Source organism: Lysobacter sp. HDW10 (assembly GCF_011300685.1).
Classification (GTDB): Bacteria; Pseudomonadota; Gammaproteobacteria; order Xanthomonadales; family Xanthomonadaceae; genus Solilutibacter.
The window spans coordinates 515,820-541,019 of sequence record NZ_CP049864.1 but is presented as its reverse complement, the minus strand read 5'-3'; the positions used below and the strand labels follow the sequence as shown (position 1 = coordinate 541,019).

Below are 25,200 nucleotides of genomic sequence, written 5' to 3'. Positions count from 1 at the left end.
TATGAAGAAGGGAATAATTGCGGGCGGCGTTGCCGTCGCGTTGGTGGTGCTCGCCGCTTGGCTGTATGCATCGCCTTATTTGGCCTTGCGCGGTCTGAAGAACGCGATCGAGCAGCAGAACCCGCAAGCCATGTACAACTACATCGACTTTCCGGCATTCAAGCAAAGTTTGACGCGTGAAATGCTCGAGGAAATGAACGTCGAAGCGGACAAGTCGTTTGCGGAATTCGGAACCAAGATGGTCGAAGGATTGGTCGACGTGTTTGTCAATCCGGAAACGATGATCAAGATGTTCGCCAAAGACAAAGCGCAAGACGTTCGTTCAATTGCGACACAAAGCGAAGCACCGGATTTCAATTTCACATCTGACAAAGTTGCGATGCGCTACGCGGGCTTCAACGCGTTTGAATTGGCGTTGCCTGCTGAGAAAGATGGCAGTACTTGGACCTTCATCATGCATCGCAAGGGTCTGGGCTGGAAGATTGATGACGTACGCGTAGTGGGTAGTGGTGCATCTGCCGATTCACGTTTGGCGTCCGCGCAACAAGGCGGTGTGCTGCCAAGCATTTTAGGAAGCGACATGAATGCCGCTGGACGTGATCTGGATGAAGGACGTACTGCGGCAGACGCAGCGGCAGCAGCCGCAGCCGCTATGACAGAGGTGGAATCAACGAACGCGAGCATGGCAGCCGCAGCGAGTGCTGCTGAAGATGCGGACGCAGACTCTGCAAATGCGCAAGACGCGGCCAACGGGACTGTCAGGCCGAGCTTTGACTGCGGTCAAGCATCCTCGTTCGCGGAACGTATGATCTGCGCAGATGCAAATCTCGCCCACTTGGATCTTGCCTTGGCAAGCGCCTATCGAACTGCGCTCAGTGCAACGTCGAGCACGTCGGCACTGAAGCAGTCACAGAATGCTTGGCGCACGCAAGTCCGCGATATCTGCATGGACACCGATTGCATGCAGGCGGCGTACCAGTTGCGCATTGCCGAATTGCAGAACAATTAAAGACGATCGTTCATCCGGCTCAAGACGCAGTCGTGTTTGTGTGTTGCCATTGGAAAACATCCGTCAATGGCACATCCAAGGCCAGGCCGATGCGAAAGGCTAGTTCCAGTGATGGACCATAACGGCCGGCCTCAAGTGCGTTGATCGTTTGGCGTGTGACGCCGCAGGCATCCGCCAATGCCTGCTGCGTCATTTCATCGCGTTCGAATCGGAGCCTGCGAATCGCGTTGGTGAACGGGACTGTGGTCATGCCTCTGCCACCCAACGTTCGCGGGTGTAGCGTACCGCTTGCGCAATGTTTCCGATGAGGTGCGCGGCCACCATGATCATGATCAAGATATGGGCGATCAAGCCAAAGCTCAGCCACTGCATCCGATCGATGGGGTTGGCGACCAATCCGATCGCAAACGCGACCATGCCGCAGACCATCATGTGAAGTGAGAGTCGCGTCGACGCCAAATCGATCTGCACATCACGCTCGTCTTGCGTGACCTTCGATCCCCAGCGGCTATGCAACATGGCGCTCACGATGCCCCACGCAATAAAGATTGAGACGAGCATTCGACCGAAACGGTTGGCGTCGGGATCATCACCAAGCGGCACATTCGCGTGCGGCACGGTCAGTGCCAGCGCCATGGCAGCCAAGATGGCTGTCAAGAAACCGATATCCACCCATGCCTTCCATTCGCCCGGCGCGATGCGTTGTTCCGCCTCACTCGCGGGTGTGGTGTGAATCGCCGCGACAGAGGACCACACGGCGGCGGCGAAGACAATCGTTCCGATGAAGCCCGTCGACGGTTCGAAATTGCGATAGACCCCGCTGAAGAACAAACATAATCCGACGCCGGCGATCAGAAGGCTCAAGATCAGACGCGTACGGGGATTCAAGAACGTGCTCATGCGCTCCTCCGATAGCCGATGACGACCCTGCCGAAATGGATGACTTGCGCCAAGCCGATGACGAAGATCATTGACTGGACGATGTCCCAGCCTGTCTTTACGAAGGGCAAGTAGATGCCGGCAAAAATGGCCCCGGTAAGCAGGACGTAATAAGCCGAACGGATGCCTTTGAATTCAATGGCGAGGTCACGTTCATCCGTGGGGGCCCGCATATCACTGCGATAGCGCAGCGCGAACCAGGCATAACCCAAGCCAATCAAGACCATTTGGATCACGGCCGTGATGCCGTAGAGCCACAATTGCTCGAATCCGGGCATGGTGGTCGGTAGGCCTCGGAGCCCGCTCAGCGTGAAGTACGGAATGTAGGTCACCAGAAAAACGATCAGAAACAGCCACGCGGCGCGTTCTTTGTGTGTCATGTCGGATACTTCTTACTTGATGTAAGAAATACTTTACATATAGTCAAATTGACTTGTCAAGCTGTTTCTTGCTCAGGCTATAGTCCATGTCAATGACCCCCACAAAGCCTTGACCGAATGACGACAGCCGCACGCCTGCCTAGGCAAATCCCTTTCATCATGGGCAATGAAGCCTGCGAGCGCTTCAGCTTCTATGGCATGCGCAACATCCTGACCCCGTTCCTTGTCTCGACGCTGCTGATGTACCTCCCCGAGTCCGAGCGGGCCGGGATGGCGAAAGAGGTGTTTCATAGCTTTGTCATTGGTGTGTATTTCTTTCCCTTGCTCGGCGGGTGGCTGTCCGATCGATTCTTTGGGAAGTACAACACCGTCTTGTGGTTCTCGCTGATCTACTGTCTTGGGCATGCCTGCCTCGCCGTTTTTGAAAGTCACCGGCAAGGGTTTTACGCGGGCTTGTTGCTCATCGCCTTGGGCTCCGGCGGGATCAAACCTTTGGTCGTGAGTTTTGTAGGTGACCAGTTCGATAAATCGAACAAACACATGGCGAAGATCGTGTTCGACTTCTTCTACTGGACGATCAACTTCGGTAGCTTCTTCGCATCGCTGTTGATGCCAATCTTCTTGCGTAATTACGGCGCCGCCGTCGCGTTTGGCATACCCGGCATCTTGATGGGCATTGCGACGTTGTTGTTCTGGCTGGGTCGTAAAGACTATGTTCGCGTCCCACCGACGCGGGGCGAAGACCCTCATAGCTTCTTCAACGTGGCGCGCACCGCGCTAACAACGAACGCCGAAGGTCGCGGCAATCCGGGGCGGTTCACCGCACTGCTTGGCGCGGTCGTCGCCCTCGGTTTCCTGTTGAGTTGGGCTGCGCAATCGTGGGGCGGCATCGACTTACCCTATTGGTCGAATGATTTTGGTTTCGTGGTGAGTGCCTGTCTTGCCCTGGGTGTGTTGATCGCATTCGGTGGCGCGGGTGTGTCGATGCAGTTGGATCGCGCACGCGGTGCGCATCCGGATGCAGCCGTCGACAGCGTGCGTGCCGTTCTGCGCATTCTGATCGTGTTCGCATTGACGACGCCGTTTTGGTCGCTGTTCGATCAGAAGGCGTCAACTTGGGTCTTGCAAGGGAACACGATGCACGTGCCGCACGAAGCGTGGTGGTGGCCGAGCTGGTTGGTCAAAGAGCCTGCACAAATGCAGGCGCTCAATCCTTTGCTGATCATGCTGTTGATTCCCTTCAACAACTTGATTCTCTACCCGTTGCTGCGTCGAATGGGTTTTGATCCGACACCGTTAAAGCGCATGGGCTGGGGCATCGTGTTCGCGGGCTTTGCGTGGATCATTGCCGGCTTTATCCAATTGAATATCGACAGCGGCGCGTCCACTTCATTGGCATGGCAAGTGTTGCCGTATCTCTTGCTGACTTTTGGCGAAGTGCTGGTCTCAGCGACGGCACTCGAATTTGCCTATAGCCAAGCTACGCAAGCGATGAAGGGCGTGATCATGGCGTTCTGGTATCTCACCAGCACCTTCGGTAGCTTGTGGGTCTTGCTCACCAATGCCGGCGTGCGCAATGAAGCGGTGCTTGCGAATATATCGCGCACCGGCTTCAGTGAAAACGCGTTCTTGATGTTCTTCTTTGCAGCGTTTGCGTTTGTCGCTGCACTCGGCTTCGCGCTGTACGCACGCCGATACAAGATGCAGGACAACTATCGCGCGGCGGTTTGATCGATTAGCGAATGCTGTGCACGTACAGCGCAGCAATCGCTTCCAAGCCCTTTTGGTCTTCTTCGTCGAAACGGCCCACAATCGGGCTGTCGATATCGAGTACGCCGACCAAGGCATTGCCGCGCTTCAAAGGAATCACAAGCTCTGAGCGTGAAGCAGAATCACAGGCGATGTGGCCTGAGAACGCTTCGACGTCGTGCACACGTTGTGTTTGTCCGGTTTCAGCTGCGGTGCCACACACGCCACGACCCAAGGCAATTCGGATGCACGCGGGTTTGCCCTGGAAGGGTCCCACAACGAGCTCGTTGCCGTCATAGAAATAAAAGCCGAGCCAGTTCACATCCGCCATGTGCATATAGAGCAATGCACTAAGGTTCGCGGCATTGGCATACCGGTCTCTTTCGTCGTGAATCAAATGACGCGCCATCTCCAAGAGCTGGGCGTAACGTTCGGGCTTGCTGCCCTGCAATTCTTCATGCTGATACATAATTCAAAGTCTATCAGCGGATATCGACGGAAACCTGAAAGTGTTAGACGCATTGGCGCCATTCGACTGCTTTGTCTCTGGAACCGACACGGGCATTGGCAAGACGCACGTCTCCGCCACGCTGCTTCGGCATTGGCGGGGGCAGGGTGCGCGCGTTCTCGGTATGAAACCCGTCGCCAGTGGTTGTGAACGCACCGCGTCCGGCCTTAGAAACGAAGATGCACTCAAATTGATCGCTGCGGCCGATGCGCGGGTGCCTTATGAAACGATCAATCCGTTTGCATTGCGCGACCCATTGGCGCCAGAACTTGCGGCGGCCAATGACGGCGTTGAGATCACCTTACCGCCGATTGAAAAGGCGTACGCCGCACTTCGCATGGCCAGCGACTATGTGTTGGTAGAAGGCGTGGGCGGTTGGCTCTCGCCGATCACGGCCTCGATGGATCAGAAGGCCATCGTCCACGCATTCGACTTGCCGGTGATCATGGTTGTCGGTGTGCGTCTGGGCTGTGTCCATCAGGCGCGCGCGACTGCGCGAGCGATTTTGGGCGACGGCTGCCGATTGGCAGGCTGGATCGCAAATGAAATCGATCCAAACATGGATGCCTTTGCAGACAATTTGAACATCCTCACGCGCGTGCTCGAACAACCACCCATGGCGGTGCTTAGATTCGATGCTGACGCGGCCACTTAAGCGCAGGCTGCGGCGGCTTCGTGAATCGCTGTGCGTGCACAGCCGTCTCGATGCGCACAATCACGGCGCATAAAAAAAGCCCGGTACAAGACCGGGCTTTTTGAATCGTGTAGATCTCGGTGAGAGATCACATCGAGACTTAGGCCTTCGAAGCGTTCTTCACAGCTTTTTCGGCTTCAGCTTTAACAGTGTTTGCTGCTTTTTCGACTTGGCCCTTCACTTGTTCGAATTGACCCTTGGCCAATTGGCCGATGGATTCGTTCGACTTAAGCGTGCCGGCGTAGGCTTCTTGGCCAGCGGCAACAGCGCGTTCGATGTTTTCACGTGCCACTTGCACGCCGGCCGGCACGACTTCGCGCAGGTCGTTCAAGTCGCGCACTTCGAGCAACTTGGTGAAATATGCAAACGCTGCATTGGTGTTGCTTTGCAGGGTTTCCACGTTCAGGGCAAACACGCGCTCTGCATTTTGCAGGGCGATGCGGTTGATTTGAGCGGCAGTATCAGCGTACTGGCGCGTATTCGATGCGATTTGGTCGTTCATTTGCGTGTACATGAGGACACTCCAGGCTATGTAGGTTGGCGGAATTACCAACTTGTGCGGTGCAGCATAACGCGTTCTTTGCTGCAATGCAACACGCCATGGGCGCGCGCCAAATAAGGCGTTCAGGTGGCGGCAGGGCCCTGATAGCGGCACCCGGAGGTACAGGTTTCACGAATGACGATCTCAGACAGCTGGGGCAGCTCAGGCTTCAAGCGGGTCCAAATCCATTCGGCCAGACGCTCGCTCGTAGGGTTCTCTAAGCCTTCGATCTCATTGAGATAGTGATGGTCCAGCTGGTCGTACAGCGGCTTGAAGGCGGTTTTGAGATCCGCAAAGTCCATCACCCAGCCTGTGACTTCACCGACTGGCCCACGCACGTGGATTTCGACATTGAAGGAATGTCCGTGCAGGCGCGCACATTTGTGCCCCGCCGGCACATTGGGCAGGTGGTGCGCCGCTTCAAAGGTGAATGATTTGAACAGATCCATAGCTTTTCCCGTTTCGCGCACAAGGATACGCCACGCACGCTTTCAAGCGTCAGGCCTTAACATCTGGGATGCACAAATACTTTGAGTGGAATGCAGTCGAATGGCACAACGGATTCGCAAAGCGGTGTTTCCTGTCGCGGGCTTAGGCACCCGGTTCTTGCCGGCGACCAAGACGGTCCCGAAAGAAATGATGCCGATTGTCGACAAGCCGCTGATCCAATACGCGGTCGACGAGGCCGTGGCCGCGGGTTGCGACACCATGGTGTTTGTCACCAATCGTTATAAGCATTCGGTGGCTGACTACTTCGATACGGCCTACGAACTCGAACGCAAGTTGGAAGCGGCAGGCAAGACCGAGCAATTGGAATTGATTCGTAGCGTGCTGCCTTCGCATGTGCGGGCAGTGTTTGTGACACAAGCAGAAGCGCGTGGCTTGGGTCACGCCGTATTGTGCGCAAGACCGGTTGTGGGCGATGAACCGTTCGCCGTCCTGCTGCCGGATGACTTGATATGGAATCGCCAAGGGTCACCTGCACTCGCACAAATGGCAGACCTCGCAGAACGCACGGGCGCGAGTGTGATTGCGGTCGAAGACGTCCCGCGCGAGCTCACCGGAAACTACGGCATTGTCGATGCGCCGGCGTTCGATGGTCGTAGCGGTGCTATACACAGCATGGTGGAGAAACCTGCACCTGACCAAGCGCCGAGCACGCTCGCCGTGGTGGGTCGCTACGTTTTGGATGGACGTATTTTTGATTTGTTGGAGAACACGGCGCCTGGCAAGGGCGGCGAAATTCAACTGACCGATGCGATCTCTGCGTTGCTACAGGAAAAGCCCGTGTTGGCCTATCGCTTCCAAGGCACGCGCTTTGACTGCGGTAGCCACTTGGGCTTGATTGAGGCGACTATTCGCTTTGCGCTGGATAACGAAAAACTGAGCGAAGGCGCGTCAGCAGCGATGCAAAAAGCGCTCAATGAACTGGGTGCCATCGAGCACGATTGAGGCGATCGGTTAACGATCGCCTAGCGATTGATTGAGCATCTTGGTGATCGGCTTGGTGAGGTAAGAAAGCACCGTGCGATCACGCAAACGAATATCGATCTGTGCCGTCATACCCGGACGGATCTCGACTTGTTCGTTTGTCTTGCCTTTGTATTCGTTGCCGCTAATGCGGACATGGACACGATAGAACGAGAGCGGTCCATTCTTGGTGTCTTCAGTCAACGTGTCCGGACTGATATAAATCACCGTGCCCTGCATCGCGCCGAAGATGGAATAGTCGTAAGCATCCAATTTGACGTGTGCCGCTTGACCCACCTTGATGAATGCAATGTCCGCCGGACTGATCTTGCCTTCGACAACCAAGTCATCACCCGTAGGTACCAGCTCCATCAAGACATCACCGGGGCGCAATACGCCACCTAGTGTCGTGACGCGGATATTTTTGACGATGCCACCAATTGCCGCGCGTAAGTCCGTGTGTTCCAGCAATTGGCTACGGTCACGCAACACTTCTGTCTGTGAGTTGAGCTCTTCCTGCACTTTCAACAACTGCGTTTGCGCGTCTTCGAAATACTTGTTTCGCGCATTGGTCATCTGTGCTTCGATGTCTGCCACTTGTCGACGAAGTCGAATCACATCGGCTTGGCTCACGTCGCCCATGGCGAGCAGCGGCTCATTCAATGCAAGTTCTTGGCGCGCAAGCACGGCCATTTTCTGTAGTGAAGCCAGTTGTCCGTCGATGGCTGCCTTACGCTTGTTGTACAACTCGCGTTGCGCTTGCACGAGTGCCGGATAGCGTTCCATGTCGTCCGGGAACACCAATGGCTTTTCGTACACTTCGGCCTCAAGGCGTGCGACAGAAATTTGTAACGTCGCCACCTTTGACGACGTGTCATCCACAGCGGCTTGTGCGCGTTCGCGCTCCAACTGCGCCAACAGTTCATTGGCTTTGACCGTGTCGCCTTCTTTCACCAGCAACTTGGTCAGCACGCCACCATCAGGTGCCTGGATGATCTGCGTCTTCGCGCTTGCGATGACCGTGCCTGGTGCGTGCGCAACTTGATTGATGCGCGCGAAAGCCGCCCAGATAAAGAAAATAAGCAGGCCGACCAAGGTCGTCCAAAGCACCCAGCGCGCGCGTCGAGTCCGTTGTGGTGCATCGTGATCGTAGACGTGCTGGTTCATGGGTTCGGGGTCTGCACTTGAATTTGGGTGGCGCGCTTCTTCTCATTCTCACGTAAGGCATCGAGCACAGCATCTTTGGCGCCTGCCATCGCGACTTTGCCGTCGCTCATCACGATGAGCTTATCAACGAAGGGCAATATCGAGGTGCGATGGGTGACAACGATCAACGTACGCTTCAAACCATCTTCCTGATCCATATGTTCCTTCAGCACCGCCAAGCATTGACGCTCTTGCGCGTCATCCATCGAAGCAGTGGGTTCATCGAGTAGAAGAATCGAAGGATTCATCAGCAGAATGCGCGTGAAGGTCACCAGCTGTCTTTGTCCGCCCGACAAGCCCTTGCCGCCTTCGCTGATCGGCAGGTTGATACCTAACGGATGGTTTGCGACGAGGTGAATCAGCCCTGTTTTTATCATGGCATCGCGTAGCAACGCGTCTGGCGGATCCGGCAAACCAATCAACAAGTTCTCGCGCAAGGTGCCCATGAACAAACGATGTTCTTGCTGCAGATAGCCAATGTTGCGAGACAAGAGGTTGGCGGAGATATGCGCCATATCGAGGCCGTCCAACAACACTTTGCCGAGTTGCGGTTTGTAGAGACCCGACAAGAGACGCAAGAGTGTCGACTTGCCCGAGCCAATGCGACCGACTACTGCGACGCGATCGCCGGGTTGAATCTCCAAGCGTTGAATTTCGATCGGTGGGTCTTTCTCGGAATAGCGGAAACCCACATTTTCCAATCGGTACTGACCCGTCAACGTGGCCGGCGTCAACGGGCGTGCGACCGCGTGATTGTCGACCTCTCGCGAATAGAGCGCATCAATGCCCTTGCGCGCTGCGTCTGAATAGGACTTCTGTACTAAGAGTCCGGGGATCGCTGTAATCGGCGCCATCACGCGTCCGCCCAAGATCGAGCAGGCAATCAATGCACCCATCGTGATCACGCCATCGATGGCAAGCACAGCGCCGAGTGTGATGATGCCGATGTAAGAGATCTGTTGCAGCGTATTGGTGAAATAGCCAAGATTTTCCGAAGCGTGACGCGACTTCAAATCGTTGTGGATCGAGCGCCCGGTGAGTTCCATCCAGCGCGAAAGGAACTTCCAGTTGCCGCCACCGCTTTTGATCGTCTCAATGCCTTCGACGGTCTCGACCAACACGCCGGTTTTCATATAGCTGTCAGCGGCAGATTTCGACGCCAATTCATTCAAACGCTTGCGGTAGTAGAAACCCAAGGCGAGTGCAATGATTGCGGCCGTCAAAGGAACCAGCGCGATGACTGGCGAAGCAATGACAGCAATCAATGCGAGTAATAAGAGCGATACTGGCAAATCAGCCAAGGTAAACAAGGTAGACGCGGTGTAGAAGCTGCGCACCGTTTCATAGCCGCGCAACTCCGCAGCGAGGCTGCCCACACTCTTTGGGAATTGATCTAATCGCACGGCCAACAGTCTTTGGAAGACTTGTCGCGACAACTTGGCATCAATGCCAATGATCATCGTGTCCATAATGCGCGCACGCGAGAATCGCACCGCGAGATCAATGACCACCATGATCAGCACGCCCATACACAGCACGGCAAGCGTGTAGCCATTTCGTGTCGGAATGACGCGGTCATACACCTGCATCGAATAGAGCGAGGTCACCACAGTGAGTAGACCCAGCATCAGTGATGCAAAGACGCCTTCACCCAAGATGCCGCGATGCTCGCGAATGGCTTCGCGCAACTCTTGCGAGAAAGAGTGGGTGATCTTGGGATCGCCATTGCCTTGTTGTAAAGCGAGGGTCGCGGTGCGGTCGACGAGTTCGACCTCAGGCGCCCAATACTCTTCATCTGGCGAAAGGACATGCCATTGGCCATCGGGAGTGCGATCAATGACGACGCCCCAACCGCGATTTGCATGCCAGGTCAGCATGGGCAGAAGAACGACGTCCGGTACCTTCGCTATGGCCGCGTTACGAATGCCAAGTGATTGCGTCACTGCATTCAGTGCATCGCGCTCAGACGATGCGTCTTTGACTTTGGACAAAGCAACATGCAAGCGCACACTATCGAACGAAGTGCCTGATCGTTGTGCGTATTCCGAAAGCGCCCAAGCTAAGGCGCTGTGATCCATTTCAGCCACGTTGTTCCCCTGTGGTGGGCTGTTGCCAGGGCAGTAAACCCATCAGCAGCTGCAAACGATAGTACGAGGCAACGGTGCTGACTTGCGCCGCATGAATTGAGACTTCATTGAGTTCGGATTCGCGCAAAGCGTTCAACACTTCAAGCCAAGATTTTCTGCCAGCGATAAATTGACGCGCATAAGATTGCTTGACTGCTTCTGCACCGACACGTGCCGCAGCCAAAGACTTGGCACGGCTCTTAGCGCCAATCAAGGTTTGCATTTCTGTTTGCAGCGACTCAGTCACCAAACGACGTTCGCCTTCGATCTTCAACTTGGCGCCTTCTGCGCGTGCCTGTGAACCGCGCCACCCATAAATGGATTGACTGGGGGTCAGGTTGTATTGCAGACCGAGGGCAACACCATTGTTTGCCTCAATGCGGCCGGGACCGAATTCGCGCACGCCGCGCAAATAGATGGAAGGATATCGCGCAGCTTTCGCTGCTTTGCTCGCTTGTTCTGCTGCCTCTGCTTTATAGGTTGCTGCGCGCACACTGGGGTAGTCGTTGCTCGCATCAGCCAGCCGTTCCGCACTTAATTCACTGAACTGCTCTGCATGGACGAGCAGTCGCTCAATGTGTGTGTCATCCACACGCTGTCCGTTGTCAAACGGGCTGCCCGTTAACTGTGAAAGACGTGCAATCGCGAGCTTGCGTGTTGTTTCAGCACCGTCTAGCTCGACTTGTGCCTGTTCAATGCGTGAGCGCACCAACTCTAATTCGATGCGTGCAGAAACACCTTGTGCAACACGCCGCGTCATCATGCCGTTGAAGCCGTCGAGTTCACCGATGTATCGCGTGATGGCTTCCGCTTGCAAAGACGCAGAGGCGTATGACTCCCATGCCGATACAGTTCGAAGCGCAATGTCGTATTTCGTTTGGTCGGTGACGGCATAAGACGCGGACAAATTGGCATCCGCTTGGCGGATGGTTGCGCCAATGCGTCCAAATGACCAAATCGGTTGATCAAGTTGCAAAACACCGGTGCCGCCCGTCTTGCGGACCTCGCTGCGTGCCGTCAAAGAAGGAAGCCATTCCGCTTTGGCCGCACTCTTTTCAGACTTGGCTGCACTGCTTTCAGTCATGGCTGCTGCCACGGCCGGGTTCTCGCGCACCGCTTCAAGGATCAGCGTTTCAAGGCCGGGGATCTTGTCGCCTACAGCTGCCATGCCACTGCCCATGGCGAATGTGCCTAGAAGCGCGCCGAGGAAGGCGGCGTAACGAGGGGCGCGCTTGGGTCCACGCATCGGCGGTTCACAAGATGAGGGTTGAGCGCTCATCATAGCCGTAGAAACGGGCGTTCTGAAACGGATCGTCCTAAAAACAGCACCCTAATTTCGCTCAAAACAGCGCTCTTGCAACCCATACTAGCCACGACTTTTCAAGCACTGGACACCTCATCGTGGCTACAAAAATTGCAGTTGTTGTTGGCAGCATCCGTAAAGACTCATTCAACCGTCAAGTCGCCGAAGCAATGGCCAAGCTGGCACCTGCGGGCGTCGAATTTGACTGGATCCAGATTGATGATCTGCCGCTCTATAACCAAGAAAGTGATTCCGATTCACCAGAAAGCATGGTCCGCCTGCGCAAAGCGATTAAGGACGCAGACGGTGTCCTGTTCGTGACCCCCGAGTACAACCGATCCGTGCCGGGCGTCTTGAAGAATGCAATCGATATCGGCTCGCGCCCATGGGGCCAAAGCGTTTGGGCGAAAAAGCCCGTCGGCATCATTGGCGTCTCGATCGGCGCAATCGGGACCGCCTTGGCACAGTCTCATCTGAGGAACATCGTCAATTACTTGGACATGCCGCTCTACACCGGCAGCGAAATCTACTTAACGTGGAAAGACGGCTTGGTGGTCGATGGCGAAATCGGCGCGCATAGCAAGGACTTCTTGCAAGGCTATATGGCAGGCCTGGTTGAATGGATCAAGACGCACTGAGTGCTGCTTCTTTAAGGAGCAACGCGCGCTTGCGGTCCACACCCCAGCGATAGCCCGAAAGTGAGCCATCACTTCGCACGACGCGGTGGCATGGAATGGCCACCGCGATTTTGTTTGCGCCGCACGCGTTGGCGACTGCGCGCACCGACGACGGTCTGCCAATTCGTTCGGCAATCTCGGCATAGGTGGCAGTCGTGCCTGGCGGAATCTGCATCAGGGCACGCCAAACGCGCTCTTGGAAAGCAGTGCCGCGAATATCTAACGGCAAGTCCAATGCGGCACTGGGCTCTTCAATCAAACCAACGATTTTGGCAATCCAGGTGTCGAACGCTTCGTCGCCGCCAAGGAGGACCGCGTTTGGAAAGACATCTTGGAAGGCGTGTACGAGCGTTTCTGCGTCATCACCCATGCGAATGTCGCAAATGCCAATCTCTGTTCGCGCTACAAGCAGCGCACCAAGGGTGCACTGCGCAATGCCAAAACGAATTTCAACGTCCTTGCCGCCCTGTTTAAAAGACGTTGGCGACATGCCGAGTCGTTTCGCGCCTTGCTCGTAAAACCCGCTTGGATTGCCGAAGCCGGCCTCAAGAATGCCGTCCGAGACGCGCGCATGTTGCTTGAGCGCACCTTGAATCGATTGGTGACGACGCGCTGACGCGTACTGCTTGGGTGTCAGGCCGGTCTGTGATTTGAACAAACGTTGAAAGTGCCAAGGACTCAGGTTGGCATCTGCCGCCAGCGTTGCCAGATCAACCGCGTCGTCACGTTCAAGCCGCTCGCATGCGGCGCGCACAAGCTGGTTATGTCTGGCTGAAAGCGGGGCGGCGGTCATTGGCTACGCGGTTTGTGTCGAGTTCCAATGCAGGATGACGGAATCGCGTGCGGTGTGCATCCAGATTCTTGCGGATTTGCGCACTTTCCTGCGCGCACAAAAAAACCGCTGATTTCAGCGGTTCTTTTCGGAATGCTGCGTCGCGCATTCACCGATGAATGGTGGCTATAGGTGCTCTCGCAAAATATTTACAAGCTATTGAATTAAAAGATAAATATGAAATAGTCTTACGTTTCATGCCCCCAAGGATGCTCCCTGGTTCAAACTATGCAAGCGGTTCGAGGTCGTGAAGCACCTGCTTTCTTGCCCTGACCTAGCTCGAAGTCTTCCGCAAGATAAGCCCGCGCCAATCGGTGTTTTAGAAGTGGTTCAAACGCGCCCGTAGGGCTTCGCGCACACTTCTCAGCTACACCTCTCACCTAATAGGCAATGCAATCCCCAGCCGTTGTCGTACCTGATCGTATATTTCGACTACGCCGGGCATCGTCAGCGTAGCAGCTACAGCGAATGGAACAGGTTCGTCAATAACCATCCCTGCTTGGTCGGGCTCTCGCTGAAGCACGAGCGCGATTTGCGAATCTGCTTGAACTGCAGCAGCTCTTTCGCCAACCCAACGTTGATGACAAAGAGTTCCGCGCCTCACTTGGTTTACGTCGGGTTGGTCTGGAAATGACTCATCGAGACCAAGGCTACCTAAACCATCTGGTCTAATTAGTTTCAATCTCACGCCCCGATAAAGTTTGTTGCCCGGTTTAGTAGGGGTGAACCACGACGTCGTTGCAACCAATGCGTGAGGCTGCGACTTGTTGGCCATTGCAAGCGGAATTGGGATAGGAATGTGGAACACTTGATTTTCGGCAATCTCACCAGTTGCCCAGAAAGTTGCGCGATCACCGGCGCATGCAATGGCCGCGTCTGAATCAACGACACCATAACCAAGGAAGCGGCGTATGTTGTCTTTCTGCTGGACATGTTGTCTACCATCCGATGGCCCAAGTACACTTCGAATTACTGAAGATGTGCCTCGCGGCCATTGGGCTGTGTGTGCCAATAGCGCCTTCAGCAACACAGCGCGGTGACGGTGCGTCAAGTTGAGGAAGGCATCTCCATAGGCCGCTTCTAAAGCATCGTGAATTTGATGGCAAGTGCGTGATGCGAGCGCTGCGGCGGCGCTGGTGCCGCTGGTGTAGGACTCGAATTGTTCATTTGACGAGCTCGGTGCAGCTACCTTCAAGCCAGCAGCTCGACTCGGGCCCGCTGGCGACACTCTTAACGTTCCGGTGATATTGCCTTGCATCAAAAGGTGCTCGCGCGACCCTGGCATCAGAATGTCAGGTTTTATAGACGTGCCATAGCCCGGGCCCAAGGCACTCGAAGGGTTGGCCATTTCGAGGTCTGCATATGCGACTACAGCGCTACTTGAGGTCGCACGATGCTCGGCAGGTACATCGTCCGTGCTGCAAGCACCGACTGTGATTCCATTTACCGTTTCTGCAGGTGAAAACAGTTTGCGCTGTCCTACCAATGCCCCAATGGCGCCCAAAACTGCTCGCGAGCGAACGTCAGGGTCAGCATCCTCGAAGTGAGTGCGCGTCGAAAAGGTAGGCAAATCAAATGAATCACACACATTGCCGGCGCTGACGATAAATAAGATTCCGTGCTCATACGCCAAACGGTCCAGCAACTTTGCCCATGCAGATAACGATCGATGGAAGGGTTGACGTGAATTGCCAAGCGACAAGTTAACGATTATTACCTCTGGAGCGCTGGCCTCAGGCCCAACCCTTATCGAGCGAACCGCTTGATAAATCAGGTCGACGATTAATCGGTCGCTACGAAACGTCTCAGAGCGGCCTGGCTCCGCCATTAACACGGGGAGTACATGTATTTTGCGCGGAAGGGTTGGGCCGCCTCGATTGCGATCTCCGTGGACAATCAACGACGCCATTGCCGTGCCATGCTTGCGGTCAGCCACCGCGGTTAGCGGCTCAAGTCCAAAAGGGTCATCAACGGACAAATGCCGACTAAGTAGGGGATGATTCGCAACCGGGACCCCATCCAACAGCGCCAGAATGGGTTGGTGTAAGGGATCCATCTGAGGGACATCGCCTCCGACGGGCTCAGCGTCATCGATCTCCAGCGTTGTAGCCACGCTCTGGGGGCGAATGTGCATTACGCTTTCGACAGTAGCCACGCCACGCTGTTCGAGTATTGCCCGGACTTCTCGAACTGGGAGATCGACGAGGCATGCGTGGTAGCCAATTTCCTTAATACGCACTTTTGAAACAATGTGCCCGCCGACTTGTTTGACTTCTCCTTCGATCGAGGACTCTGCTTCCTGTGCAGCTGTGTCAGATTCCCGGTACACAAGCTCAATTTCAAGGCGGAGTAATTCCAAATCCGCGAGCAAGTCAATTTCATCCGCAAAAGTGACTGAATCTTGCACGCTTACGCGATCTTGCGGTCCCCATGGCCGGAGCTGGCGTAGCTGGGCGAACACGTCACGCCAAGCAGTAAAGCCTCTTCCTAAATTTTCCCCTGCATTCCATCGCCTCCACAGCGATTCGATCTGCTGCAATGCAGCCATATCCGGAACGAGAAGATATGCAACTGGCTTTTGGTCGGATTCGTCACTGTCGAGTCCATCTTCGTCTATGAACTCGAGACCGATAACATTGGAAATAGCAGTAGCGAAAGCGTTAACCGATCCCCGCAACTCGAAGACCAACAGCCGCTCAGGAGCCAGCGCGTCCGGATCGGTGCGTAAACTAAGTCCCTGCGGGTCGGTCGCGAGAACTTCGCGCAAACGGTCAAACTTAGGGCCAAACTTTCTGAGTTGATCTGCGGCGGCGTATCGGTCAGGTCTCGGGATGTTCGCTGGCCTTCCGACGCGACGCGCGACCTGAGGCAGCGGCACCACTCGCAAGAGCGGCTTGTTCAGATCGCTCGCCATTCACGGTCCCCCGTGGGCGAACTCGAGCGGTCCATAATTCAAGTTCAAGCTTGAGCGCCTCATCGATACTAATCCCACCTAATCCTAGAATATGTCGGCGCCGGACGTTCTGGCAAAAATCAACAACCTCTGAGTAGCTCACGTCACCGAGCTTCGTCGCAATGGCGATGAGAGATAACTTCGGCAATTCCGGCCAACGAGAAGTAATCCGATCCAGCAGGACTTGAACTGACTTCCGGTCCGGCGCAGGGAATGACAATCTCAGCTGGAATCGGCGCCAAACCGCACGGTCAAGCAATTCGGCATGATTCGTCGCTGCAATCACAACAACATAGCTAGGCAACTGATCAAGCTGCATCAATAAGAAGGAAACAACACGCTTAATTTCACCCGTTTCATTCGTATCTCCTCGCTCTTTGCCAATTGCATCAAATTCGTCGAAGAAAAGAACACAAGGGCGGGTTTTTACGTACTCGAACAATCTGCGAAGTCTTGCGTTCGTTTCACCGAGATAGCTGCCAATCAAAGCATCGTACCTCACTACAAACAATGGTAGTGCCAATGCTTCTGCTATCGATTCGGCATAAGAAGTCTTTCCGTTGCCCGGTGGACCCGCAAGCAACACGCGGTGTCTCGGCTCGTAGCCGTGAGAGCGCAACACGTCGGCGCGAATGTGCTCTTCGATAAGTTGCCTGCCACCCTCTTTGACTGGAAGGGGTAGCAACAGCTGATCCATCTGCAGTTGAGGCTGCACCTCGATGATAGCTTCACGTCCTTGACCGCCGGCAGAGTCTTTCTGGGAAAGTAAACTGTTAGAGCTCACCGTTACGTTGGCAATCGCGCGCTGCAAGCGATCTGCAAGGATGTGGTGATTTTTGGCGCGCTCATCCGCCGCAAGCGCCTCTGCAGAGGAGCGGACACCGAGTTGGTCACCGCTAGAAGCGGCCCTTACAAGGGATATTAGTAGGTCACTACGTGCCATGGGAGTACGCTCGGGGACGATTTGACGTTTTTCCCTCTGGGATGTTAGCGCGTCACTGTGGTTTTGTCCTCCACCTATACTCAAATTTGCGGCAATCAAAGAGGCAGCCAAAGGAGCCGTGCGCCAAAAGGATGCAGATTTGCTGCGCGTGCTGCGGGTGCGGCGCGAAAAGCGCGGCCAGCTGTGCCCGTTAATAAAGAGTGGTGCGATGGCGGGAAATCCCCGCAGACACAGCGGTGTCTGTACAAAAGTCCTCCTGTGTCGGTGAGCGCGCCAGAAGATTGGAATTTTGGTGGAGTCAAAAATTTTTGAGACCCTTAACACTCTTGCGATCCGGGATCTTCTCGCTTCGCGTCCGGTGCAGCGCATCCTTGCACCAGTCAACGGAGGTTTTATGTCTACTAGCAGACGCGACGCGTGGTATTGCGCGTTAGTGGTGGCTATAGCGGTGGTAGGACGGATTTTCAGGAGCAGCTGCGCCGGAGATGTAAAGCTCCCGGGTGATTAAGACGTCGACGTGGCGTCACACCGCCCGGCATCTGCCGGACCTGTGGTTCATGCCGTCTATATGGAGGAAGGAAAATGCTTCTCGTTCAAACGATGGCCTATGCAGGCGAGAAGCGGTGGTATGGGTTGAGGTATACGCCGGAAGCGAAAGAGCCGATAGAAACGTGGAAAAAAGGTAAGCGGGAATGAATTGGAAGACCGAGGAGTCCGAAGTCCGCCTCGTCACTAGGGGCAAGAACCGTGGAGCCCTCAAAGTTTGACCCGGACAAAACGTCTTCCAGAGCATTCCCCTCGCTTCAAGAATAGTAGAACTCAACTACAACCTAACCCGACCAAATAAGCCCGGCCAATGGCCGGGCTTTTTGTTTGCTTCCACGGAGGAATCAATGAAAAAACAAGCAGCATTCAGATTGATCGAGACGAAGTCGCTCGACCGCCAGCAATGGCTTGATGTGCGAAAGGGTGGCATCGGCAGTTCTGATGCTGCAGCTGCGGTCGGCCTATGCCCCTATAAAAGCCCACTCGAACTATGGATGGAAAAGACTGGGCGTGCGGAATCAGATCCGCGAAAACCAAACTGGGATTCTCCGATGTACTGGGGAACGTTGTTGGAACCTCTTGTAGCCACTGCGTATGGTGAGAAGAGTGGGCACCGTGTCCGTCGAGTGAATGCCGTCCTTCAACACCCAGTTTTTCCATTCATGCTGGCCAACATAGACCGTGATGTCGTTGGGTGTCCGGACGTGCAGATCCTGGAATGCAAGACGGCAGGAGAGTTTGGATCTCGCCTATGGAAAGACGGTGTGCCGGAGTACGTCCAGTTGCAAGTACAACATCAGCTTGCCGTGACTGGTCGCCAGGCAGCAGATGTTGCCGTGCTGCTCTGCGGTCAACAGTTGGAGGTTCACCGCATTTTGAGAGATGAAGCAATGATCGCTCGGCTCGTCTTGTTGGAAGCTCGCTTCTGGGAGCATGTCGAGAACGATACGCCACCACCAGCGGACGGCAGTGAGTCTTCAGCGTCCGCACTGCGTCAGCTCTACCCGCGTGACTCTGGCGCAACGCTCGATTTGAGCGAGAACGTCGAACTGTCTGGTCATTTTCGAGACTATCTGGCACTTCGCAATGAGGCTGCAGAAACAGAAGCGCGCGCTGAATGCTTGAAGCAACACTTGCAAGAGGTCATTGGCGACTCGACGCGCGCTGCCTTTGCCTCGGGTGAGGTGACGTACAAGCGTTCAAAGGACGGCACTCGCCTCGACGCTCAGCGCTTGGCTGCCGACCACCCTGAGATAGTCGCTCGTTACACCTCAACAAAGCCCGGATCCCGAAGGTTCCTAGTTGTCGAAAACGCGAAATAAGGAGACTTGTATGTTGAAAGGATTTGCAATCACGCCCCCGCTCATTGGGCGAATTTCTATAGGGCGCGTCGTAGAGCGCAATGGCAAGCGTCTGCCAGAAAAGGACGATCAGTTCACCTTAACAAGCCAAGTGCAGAACAGAGACGGATGGATTCTTCATCCCCTTGATGACTCGCTTCGAAAAGAGGGTGGTGGAAAACTCCGGTCGATTCCGGTCCGCCTAGTGTTCAACGACTCCGCCCTCAACTTGCGTGCTGATTACTCGCTGTTTGATCGTACGACCGGTCGGCCCATCTGTGTTGGGAATGGTGAATCCTGTAGGCGGTCAGGAAAAGATGGCGTGGAGTCCTTGCCGTGTCCGGGTCCGAATGTATGTCAGTTCGCCCAGGGTGAGTGCAAGCCCTATGCGCGACTCAACGTGATCGTTGGGGATGGGGAGGAAGATGCGCTCGGCACATTCGTCTTGCGCACCACGTCGTTCAATACGATCCGAACGCTCTCTGCAAGGCTTCAATACTTGAATGCAGTTTCAGGGGGACTTTTGTCCTGCATGCCGCTTGAACTGAAGTTGCGTGGAAAATCCACCGCGATGAGCTACAGATCTGCCATCTATTACGTGGATCTGGTGGTGCGTGCCGGGCTTACCTTGGAACAAGCAATCGCGGAGGCGCGCGAGCGGGACGCGAATCGACGGATGTCGGGACATGATCAAGCACGTTTGGATGAGGTAGCGCGCGAAGGGTTTGCAAATGGCGCGTTTGAAGAGATGGAAGAGGATGTGCCTGCGGTTGTGTTGAAGAGTTCTACCCGATGGAGAGCCAGCCAAAGACAGGTGGAACGGAACCGGACGGACAGTCGAGGCTTCTAGGTCGGCTGGAGACACAGGTGGCCAAACTTTCGGTCAGTGAACATCGAGCGTGAATTTGCTCACTAACCACAGGCCTCAACTGGATATCTGAAAGCGCTGGCTTGAAAGGGCGACTGACGATTGGGCTTTGTAAGTAAGGAGAAAAGATGTTCAAGATTATCGGTGGAATCGTTGTCTACGGCTTCGCGCTGTACGGTCTGGGGATGACGTTGCAAGCAATCGGAATGCGCAAGGACAGCTGATCTTTTTCGGCAATAAAGAGTAGACAACTGAGGGCGCTTCGGCGCCCTCGCTTATTTTTAAAGGAGTGAACCGTGTCACAGGCAGCAGAAGTTGAGGGTCGTTTGTACGTAAGAGGGCAGCGCTGCAGGTACTCACCTGCCACGCCACAGCAGATCATGAAGGCGGCGAGGGAAGTCGTAGACAAGCAAATGCCCAGAGGTACTTCTTTCAAAGATCCCAAGACTGCCATGGAATACTTTCGTGAAAAACTTGCGGGACTTGAACGAGAGGTGTTCGGTGCAGTGTTTCTTGATACAAGGCATCGCCTTATTGAGTGGGCCGAACTGTTTCACGGAACCATCGACGGTGCCGAGGTGCATCCGCGCGAAGTGGTTCGAAAGGCACTCAGTTGCAACGCCGCAGCCGTGATCGTCGGTCACAACCATCCCTCGGGAGATGTCGAGCCGTCCGCTGCAGATCGAGCGGTGACTGTTCGACTCAAGCAGGCTTTAGGGTTGGTCGACATACGTCTACTGGATCACGTGATTGTAGGTGGAACCAGCACATTGACATTGGCCGAACGTGGTTGGGTTTGAATAGGGGGAGCCTTAGGGCTCCCCCTTTGGAAACGACGTTCAAATTTTTCTTTGCTATACGCGCGGATTGACTGCCAGATAGTTGATAGAACGGCAACCTACGAACATTGCCGCCTTTTGCGCCTCAAATCTCGCCAACTGAGACGGAATCTTTGGATAATTGGAGCATTCCATCGTCTAGGGTGGATAGAGCAAGCAAATCTTCAGGGGGAATATGGACGCTTATCTACTCACGTGGAATCCGGAAAAATGGAGCCGGGACAATCTGCTTGAATACATTGCAAGGATTGAAGCTGGTGAAGAGACAGTTCCATGGAAGGCGATAAAGAGCACCCCGCCAAACTCTCGCGTTTTTCTAACCAAACAAGGGAAGGGCGAACGCGGCATTTTTGGTTCCGGTACGACCGTAGGTGAGCCTTTCGAGTCACCTCATTTTGACGAAGAAGAAGCAACTGCAGGAAAGACTGCCTACTTCGTCAACGTTAAGTTTGAAAAGCTGTTCGATCCAATTGGCGGCGTCAAAGTTGATATCGCAGAGCTATTGGACATTCACCCTTCCGCGTGGAGAGCACAACAATCCGGCACCAAGCTGCCTTATGAGGCAGCCTCTAAGCTAGAGACGATCTGGAACGAGCGTACTGGGAGTTTCGGGTCGATGTATCCGGACGAGATCGAGCCCGGCGATGTCTATGTCGAAGGGGCCAAAAAGAGCGTTACGGTCAATCGCTACGAGCGTGATCGCAAGGCGCGGGAGTTGTGTGTTGCGAAATGGGGTAGCTCTTGTTCAGTTTGCAGCTTCCACTTTGAGTACGTCTATGGAGCCATCGGCAGGGACTTTATTCATGTGCACCACCTGAAACCGCTAAGCGAAATTGGTGTGGAATATGAAGTTGATCCCATCAATGATTTGCGACCAGTTTGTCCAAATTGTCACGCCATGCTCCATCGAAAGTCGCCGGCCCTTTCGATCGAAGAACTTACAGCTTTAGTGAAACGGTACGGTAAGAACGTCTAGAGCTTTCATCAATCACCAAGCAACTCTTGCCGGTTCTCTTTGTTGGTCAACCCGCCATGCCGGATAGGTCTAAGTTCTGCCCGGATTTGACCATGTCGTAGATGAAAGCGACCAATGGATCCATTGCCTGTTGGTCCGACTTCATTACGTGCTCTGCCTGCGCCAGATGCGCTTGCATCGCGCGCACTACAGCAGACTGCACCGCCCCCTTAATATTGCCGGTCAGCGCAACTTCGCGCGGGTTATTTGCAACCTGTGCAACGGTATTGGTATCTTCGCGAACAATGTCCGCTACGTGATTTACAAAGGCAACCTTGTCACTCAAGGGCGTGGTCTCACCAAATATTGAATTGAGTCGGGCAATCACCTGGCGCAAGTAAACCGGCAGCGGCACTTGGCCGCTACCGCTCGCTCCAATAGGGTTGAGAATAATGGCTTCTTCCTCTGGCGGGTCTCCATCGGGCGAATAGTCCTGCGGCTTCAAATCGAATCCAGTCAGCGTCAAGGCAGATATATCGACCTGCTCTGGCGGGACACCGTTTAGTCGCTTTGAGAGCAATTTGGCAAAGCTTGCGAATGCTTCAAGTTCTGGATCACCTAGGTCGATCGTTTGTGAAATATAGGTATACAGGGAGCTAAACCGCGTCAGTCCAGACTTGACGTCAATGAGGACCTGCAGCGCCTCCGCGTGCGATGCGCGGTTCGCATCCGCTTGCTTCATTCCTGCCTCGTTGCCTAGTGCTTTCGTCGCCTCGTACGCCGACTCGGCCGCAAGGATCCCGTTTCTCTCAACATTCAGCCGGTCGTTAAAGCGCTCAGTGGGTGTGCTCGTGGCCGCATAGAGATCTCGATGTTGAGCCTGCTCGCCGGCAGCATACGCAGCCGCCGATTTGTACCGCACCTTCGCGTACGCCGCGACCTCCTCGCGTGTATAGATTCGTGCTCTATCCAAATCCGCTTGCAGGTCGTAAATAACGTTGGGATCCTGAACATCAACAATTCGAGCGCCGGCATCATATTTAGCGAAAGCGTCCAGAATGGCTTGAGGCTCGTTGACGAAATCAATGATGAAGGTGCTGTCTTTTCCAGGTGAGAACCGGTTGAGACGAGATAAGGTCTGCACAATCTCGACGGGGTTGGCAATTTTCTTGTCTAGATACATCGCGCACAACTTAGGCTGGTCGAAGCCCGTCTGGAACTTGTTGGCGACGATCATTACGCGAAATTCGGGTCGGTCGAAAACTGTGCGAAGGTCGCTACCGTACTCACGAGGGTTCATTGAAGCTTCGGTAAATTGTTCGTCCTCTTGGGCTGAGAACGGATCATTCTTCAATTGCTCATCGGAAGCATGAACAACATCCTTACCCGAAAGAGAACCGGAGAATGCAACCAAAGCGTAAAAGGCTTTGTGTTTTGGGTTGGCCGCGATATACGCATCAAATGCCTTTTTGTAGCGGACGGCAGAGGCGCGCGATGAAGTTACGATCATGGCCTTGGCGGTACCACCCAATAGTGGCGCAACGTTTGCCGCAAAGTGCTCGACGATGAACTCTACCTTCTGGGTGACGTTTGTCGCATGCAAATTGAGCCACTTGGCAAGCGCGCGCTTGGCGGATTTCGGTGCAACACGCTTTCCATCTTTGGCCGGTTCCGCCAGGTTGAAAGCAGTCTTATAAGGCAGGTATCCATCTAAGACATCGCGGATAAATTCTTCATCGATGGCCTGACGCATCGGGTACTTATGGAAGGACTCCGGAAGATTGTCTTTACTGGCCGGTCGTGTAGGGTCGGCGGGGCGACCGAACAGCGTGAGCGTGGCATGTTTGGGTGTGGCAGTGAAGGCGAAGTAGCTCACGTTTTTGGGACGTACTCGGGATTGCTGGATCTTCTCGAGAAGTTCCTCGACGGTGAGGCCTTCCATCTCTCTAGCATCTCGCAACGCCAAGGTTGCCTGAAGCTTTGAGGCGGCGGATCCGGTTTGGCTCGTGTGAGCTTCGTCAATGATTACTGCAAAGTTTCGATCTTTCAGCTTGCCGTTGGTTAGCACCTGCTCCATGGCAAAAGGAAATGTCTGCAACGTAACAACGATGATTGGCGTGCCACGCTCCATCGCGTCGGCCAGTTCAGCAGACTTACTTTTGCCCGTGTCTTTTTCGCCGATAGCGGCAATTAGATCCCTTTGGTGGTCAATCTGTTGCACGGCGTCTTGCAATTGCTTATCAAGAACAGTGCGGTCAGTGACCACAATGACGGAATGGAAGTAGGGTTCGCCCTTGTCCGAAGTGCGTAGCCGAATGAGGTCGTGTGCAGTCCAAGCGATAGTACTGGTCTTGCCAGAGCCGGCTGAATGTTCGCAGAGGTAGGTCATGCCCGGGCCATTGGCCTTGGCATCGGCAATCATCTTGGTGACGGCGTCCCATTGATGGTAACGCGGGAAAATTTGCGTTTCCTTCAGGTGATGATTACCCGAGAGGTCCACCACATCTTTCTTCTCGGTGTAAACGAAGCTGTGGAAGATTCGTAGCCAGTTATCACGCTGGCAGACCTGTTCCCAGAAATAAGCAACTGGATATTCGCCATCCTCGCGAATCGGGTTTCCGCCACGACCATTGCGGCCCATGTTGAATGGCAGGAAATAGCTGTCAGCTCCATCGAGCCTTGTGCACATTTGAATGTCACTATCTGACATCGCGAAATGAACGACTGCACCGCGCTTGAAGGTCAGCAGCGGCTCCCGGCGTCGTGTTGTCGCATCCAAAGGTAGGCGGTCATTCTTATATTGCTCTACAGCCGCCGATGCAGACTGAGTGAAGTCCGTCTTGACCTCAACCGTCGCCACTGGAATGCCATTGATAAAAAACACGAGATCGATGGCCAACTTGCTGCCAGGGCGGTACATCAACTGGGGAACCACCCGCAGGATGTTTGCGTTGTAACGCTCCCAAGCGGACGGATCGCGATTGTCTTCCGGTTGCCCTTCGCTCAGGACGATCTCACCCGCACCCGCAATCTTTATCCCATAGCGCAGCACGTTGACCGTGCTTTCCCGTTCTAGCGCTTGAGCCAACCGGTTCATTAGGGTGGCCGACGCCCTGTCACCGTTGCTCGCTATCAGCTTCTCCCAGCGCTTGGGCTGCGTTGTTTGCACCCACTCGACGAGGTCTTCGGAGTAGAGCGCATGGTTCTGGTCGTAACTAGAAGCCTCCCCCACGCGCCAGCCGCGTGCAGACAGCTGCTTAACGATGTATTCCTCGAAATAGCGCTCACGGTGGGCGGTATCGTTGAAACTAGGGTGCATGGG

General features: G+C 54.7%; 22 protein-coding genes. 9 read left to right on the top strand and 13 right to left on the bottom strand.

Going from position 1 to position 25,200, the window contains the following annotated elements; all coding sequences use genetic code 11:
- Nucleotide 1: 1 nt before the first annotated feature.
- On the top strand, nucleotides 2-1,009 hold the full coding sequence (locus tag G7069_RS02605) for a DUF2939 domain-containing protein (RefSeq protein WP_166293981.1): 1,008 nt from the start codon (nucleotides 2-4) through the stop codon (nucleotides 1,007-1,009).
- Nucleotides 1,010-1,028: 19 nt separating this feature from the next.
- Here G7069_RS02605 and G7069_RS02600 read toward each other — a convergent pair whose 3' ends face one another.
- Genes G7069_RS02600 through G7069_RS02590 form a run of 3 tightly spaced genes read right to left on the bottom strand, consistent with a single transcriptional unit; the run spans nucleotide 1,029 to nucleotide 2,328 of the window.
- The gene (locus G7069_RS02600; protein WP_166293979.1) at nucleotides 1,029-1,259 is read right to left on the bottom strand and encodes a helix-turn-helix transcriptional regulator; all 231 of its coding nucleotides are present in this window, start codon (nucleotides 1,257-1,259) and stop codon (nucleotides 1,029-1,031) included.
- On the bottom strand, nucleotides 1,256-1,909 hold the full coding sequence (locus G7069_RS02595; RefSeq protein ID WP_166293977.1) for a DUF2178 domain-containing protein: 654 nt from the start codon (nucleotides 1,907-1,909) through the stop codon (nucleotides 1,256-1,258). Before G7069_RS02595 ends, G7069_RS02600 begins: the two co-directional genes overlap by 4 nt.
- Nucleotides 1,906-2,328 (bottom strand): hypothetical protein, encoded by a 423-nt coding sequence (locus tag G7069_RS02590; RefSeq protein WP_166293975.1) that lies wholly within the window; start codon nucleotides 2,326-2,328, stop codon nucleotides 1,906-1,908. The genes G7069_RS02595 and G7069_RS02590 overlap by 4 nt, the downstream gene beginning before the upstream one ends.
- Nucleotides 2,329-2,445: 117 nt before the next feature.
- Between G7069_RS02590 and G7069_RS02585 the strand changes: the two genes are divergently transcribed.
- On the top strand, nucleotides 2,446-4,059 hold the full coding sequence (locus G7069_RS02585; RefSeq protein WP_166293973.1) for an oligopeptide:H+ symporter: 1,614 nt from the start codon (nucleotides 2,446-2,448) through the stop codon (nucleotides 4,057-4,059).
- 4 nt (nucleotides 4,060-4,063) lie between these two features.
- On the opposite strand, the gene G7069_RS02580 is transcribed toward G7069_RS02585, so the two are convergent.
- Nucleotides 4,064-4,546, bottom strand: a complete 483-nt coding sequence (locus G7069_RS02580; RefSeq protein WP_166293971.1) for a GAF domain-containing protein — start codon at nucleotides 4,544-4,546, stop codon at nucleotides 4,064-4,066.
- Nucleotides 4,547-4,586: 40 nt separating this feature from the next.
- Here G7069_RS02580 and bioD point away from each other — a divergent pair, with 40 nt between their 5' ends.
- Complete coding sequence (gene bioD, locus G7069_RS02575; protein WP_240912613.1) at nucleotides 4,587-5,240, top strand: dethiobiotin synthase; 654 nt, start codon at nucleotides 4,587-4,589, stop codon at nucleotides 5,238-5,240.
- A gap of 139 nt (nucleotides 5,241-5,379) precedes the next feature.
- Here bioD and G7069_RS02570 read toward each other — a convergent pair whose 3' ends face one another.
- Together G7069_RS02570 and queD are read right to left on the bottom strand one after the other, a co-directional pair.
- The gene (locus G7069_RS02570; protein WP_166293969.1) at nucleotides 5,380-5,793 is read right to left on the bottom strand and encodes a phasin family protein; all 414 of its coding nucleotides are present in this window, start codon (nucleotides 5,791-5,793) and stop codon (nucleotides 5,380-5,382) included.
- Between the two features lie 110 nt (nucleotides 5,794-5,903).
- Nucleotides 5,904-6,269, bottom strand: a complete 366-nt coding sequence (gene queD / locus G7069_RS02565) for a 6-carboxytetrahydropterin synthase QueD (RefSeq protein WP_166293967.1) — start codon at nucleotides 6,267-6,269, stop codon at nucleotides 5,904-5,906.
- Nucleotides 6,270-6,369: 100 nt separating this feature from the next.
- Here queD and galU point away from each other — a divergent pair, with 100 nt between their 5' ends.
- Entirely contained in the window at nucleotides 6,370-7,272 is a 903-nt protein-coding gene (gene galU, locus G7069_RS02560) for a UTP--glucose-1-phosphate uridylyltransferase GalU (RefSeq protein WP_166293965.1), read from the top strand.
- Between the two features lie 9 nt (nucleotides 7,273-7,281).
- On the opposite strand, the gene G7069_RS02555 is transcribed toward galU, so the two are convergent.
- The 3 genes from G7069_RS02555 to G7069_RS02545 are packed head-to-tail and all read right to left on the bottom strand — an operon-like array spanning nucleotide 7,282 to nucleotide 11,868.
- Nucleotides 7,282-8,457: an HlyD family efflux transporter periplasmic adaptor subunit gene (locus G7069_RS02555; protein ID WP_166293963.1), complete on the bottom strand. Its 1,176-nt coding sequence runs from the start codon at nucleotides 8,455-8,457 to the stop codon at nucleotides 7,282-7,284.
- Complete coding sequence (locus G7069_RS02550; RefSeq protein ID WP_166293961.1) at nucleotides 8,454-10,574, bottom strand: ATP-binding cassette domain-containing protein; 2,121 nt, start codon at nucleotides 10,572-10,574, stop codon at nucleotides 8,454-8,456. The genes G7069_RS02555 and G7069_RS02550 overlap by 4 nt, the downstream gene beginning before the upstream one ends.
- A 1-nt stretch (nucleotide 10,575) precedes the next feature.
- Nucleotides 10,576-11,868 (bottom strand): TolC family protein, encoded by a 1,293-nt coding sequence (locus tag G7069_RS02545; RefSeq protein WP_166293959.1) that lies wholly within the window; start codon nucleotides 11,866-11,868, stop codon nucleotides 10,576-10,578.
- Nucleotides 11,869-12,020: 152 nt separating this feature from the next.
- On the opposite strand from G7069_RS02545, the gene G7069_RS02540 reads away from it, so the two are divergent.
- Complete coding sequence (locus G7069_RS02540; RefSeq protein ID WP_166297445.1) at nucleotides 12,021-12,563, top strand: NAD(P)H-dependent oxidoreductase; 543 nt, start codon at nucleotides 12,021-12,023, stop codon at nucleotides 12,561-12,563.
- Here G7069_RS02540 and G7069_RS02535 read toward each other — a convergent pair.
- The 3 genes from G7069_RS02535 to G7069_RS02525 form a co-directional block, all read right to left on the bottom strand.
- A complete protein-coding gene (locus G7069_RS02535) occupies nucleotides 12,550-13,395 on the bottom strand; it encodes a methylated-DNA--[protein]-cysteine S-methyltransferase (protein ID WP_166293957.1) in 846 nt (281 codons plus the stop codon). The two genes, G7069_RS02540 and G7069_RS02535, sit on opposite strands and share 14 nt — an antisense overlap.
- A 415-nt stretch (nucleotides 13,396-13,810) precedes the next feature.
- The gene (locus tag G7069_RS02530; protein ID WP_205758733.1) at nucleotides 13,811-16,201 is read right to left on the bottom strand and encodes a S8 family peptidase; all 2,391 of its coding nucleotides are present in this window, start codon (nucleotides 16,199-16,201) and stop codon (nucleotides 13,811-13,813) included.
- Between the two features lie 52 nt (nucleotides 16,202-16,253).
- The gene (locus G7069_RS02525; RefSeq protein ID WP_166293953.1) at nucleotides 16,254-17,330 is read right to left on the bottom strand and encodes an ATP-binding protein; all 1,077 of its coding nucleotides are present in this window, start codon (nucleotides 17,328-17,330) and stop codon (nucleotides 16,254-16,256) included.
- Between the two features lie 893 nt (nucleotides 17,331-18,223).
- Here G7069_RS02525 and G7069_RS02520 point away from each other — a divergent pair.
- From G7069_RS02520 to G7069_RS02505, 4 genes are all read left to right on the top strand, one after another.
- Nucleotides 18,224-19,198 carry a lambda-exonuclease family protein gene (locus tag G7069_RS02520; protein WP_166293951.1) on the top strand — a complete coding sequence of 325 codons (975 nt, stop codon included), beginning with the start codon at nucleotides 18,224-18,226 and terminating at the stop codon, nucleotides 19,196-19,198.
- 10 nt (nucleotides 19,199-19,208) lie between these two features.
- Nucleotides 19,209-20,066: a hydrolase or metal-binding protein gene (locus tag G7069_RS02515; protein WP_240912612.1), complete on the top strand. Its 858-nt coding sequence runs from the start codon at nucleotides 19,209-19,211 to the stop codon at nucleotides 20,064-20,066.
- 314 nt (nucleotides 20,067-20,380) lie between these two features.
- Nucleotides 20,381-20,884: a DNA repair protein RadC gene (gene radC, locus G7069_RS02510; protein WP_240912611.1), complete on the top strand. Its 504-nt coding sequence runs from the start codon at nucleotides 20,381-20,383 to the stop codon at nucleotides 20,882-20,884.
- A 214-nt stretch (nucleotides 20,885-21,098) separates the two neighbouring features.
- On the top strand, nucleotides 21,099-21,899 hold the full coding sequence (locus G7069_RS02505) for an HNH endonuclease (RefSeq protein ID WP_166293949.1): 801 nt from the start codon (nucleotides 21,099-21,101) through the stop codon (nucleotides 21,897-21,899).
- A gap of 46 nt (nucleotides 21,900-21,945) precedes the next feature.
- On the opposite strand, the gene G7069_RS02500 is transcribed toward G7069_RS02505, so the two are convergent.
- Complete coding sequence (locus G7069_RS02500; RefSeq protein ID WP_166293946.1) at nucleotides 21,946-25,197, bottom strand: DEAD/DEAH box helicase family protein; 3,252 nt, start codon at nucleotides 25,195-25,197, stop codon at nucleotides 21,946-21,948.
- Nucleotides 25,198-25,200 lie beyond the last annotated feature (3 nt).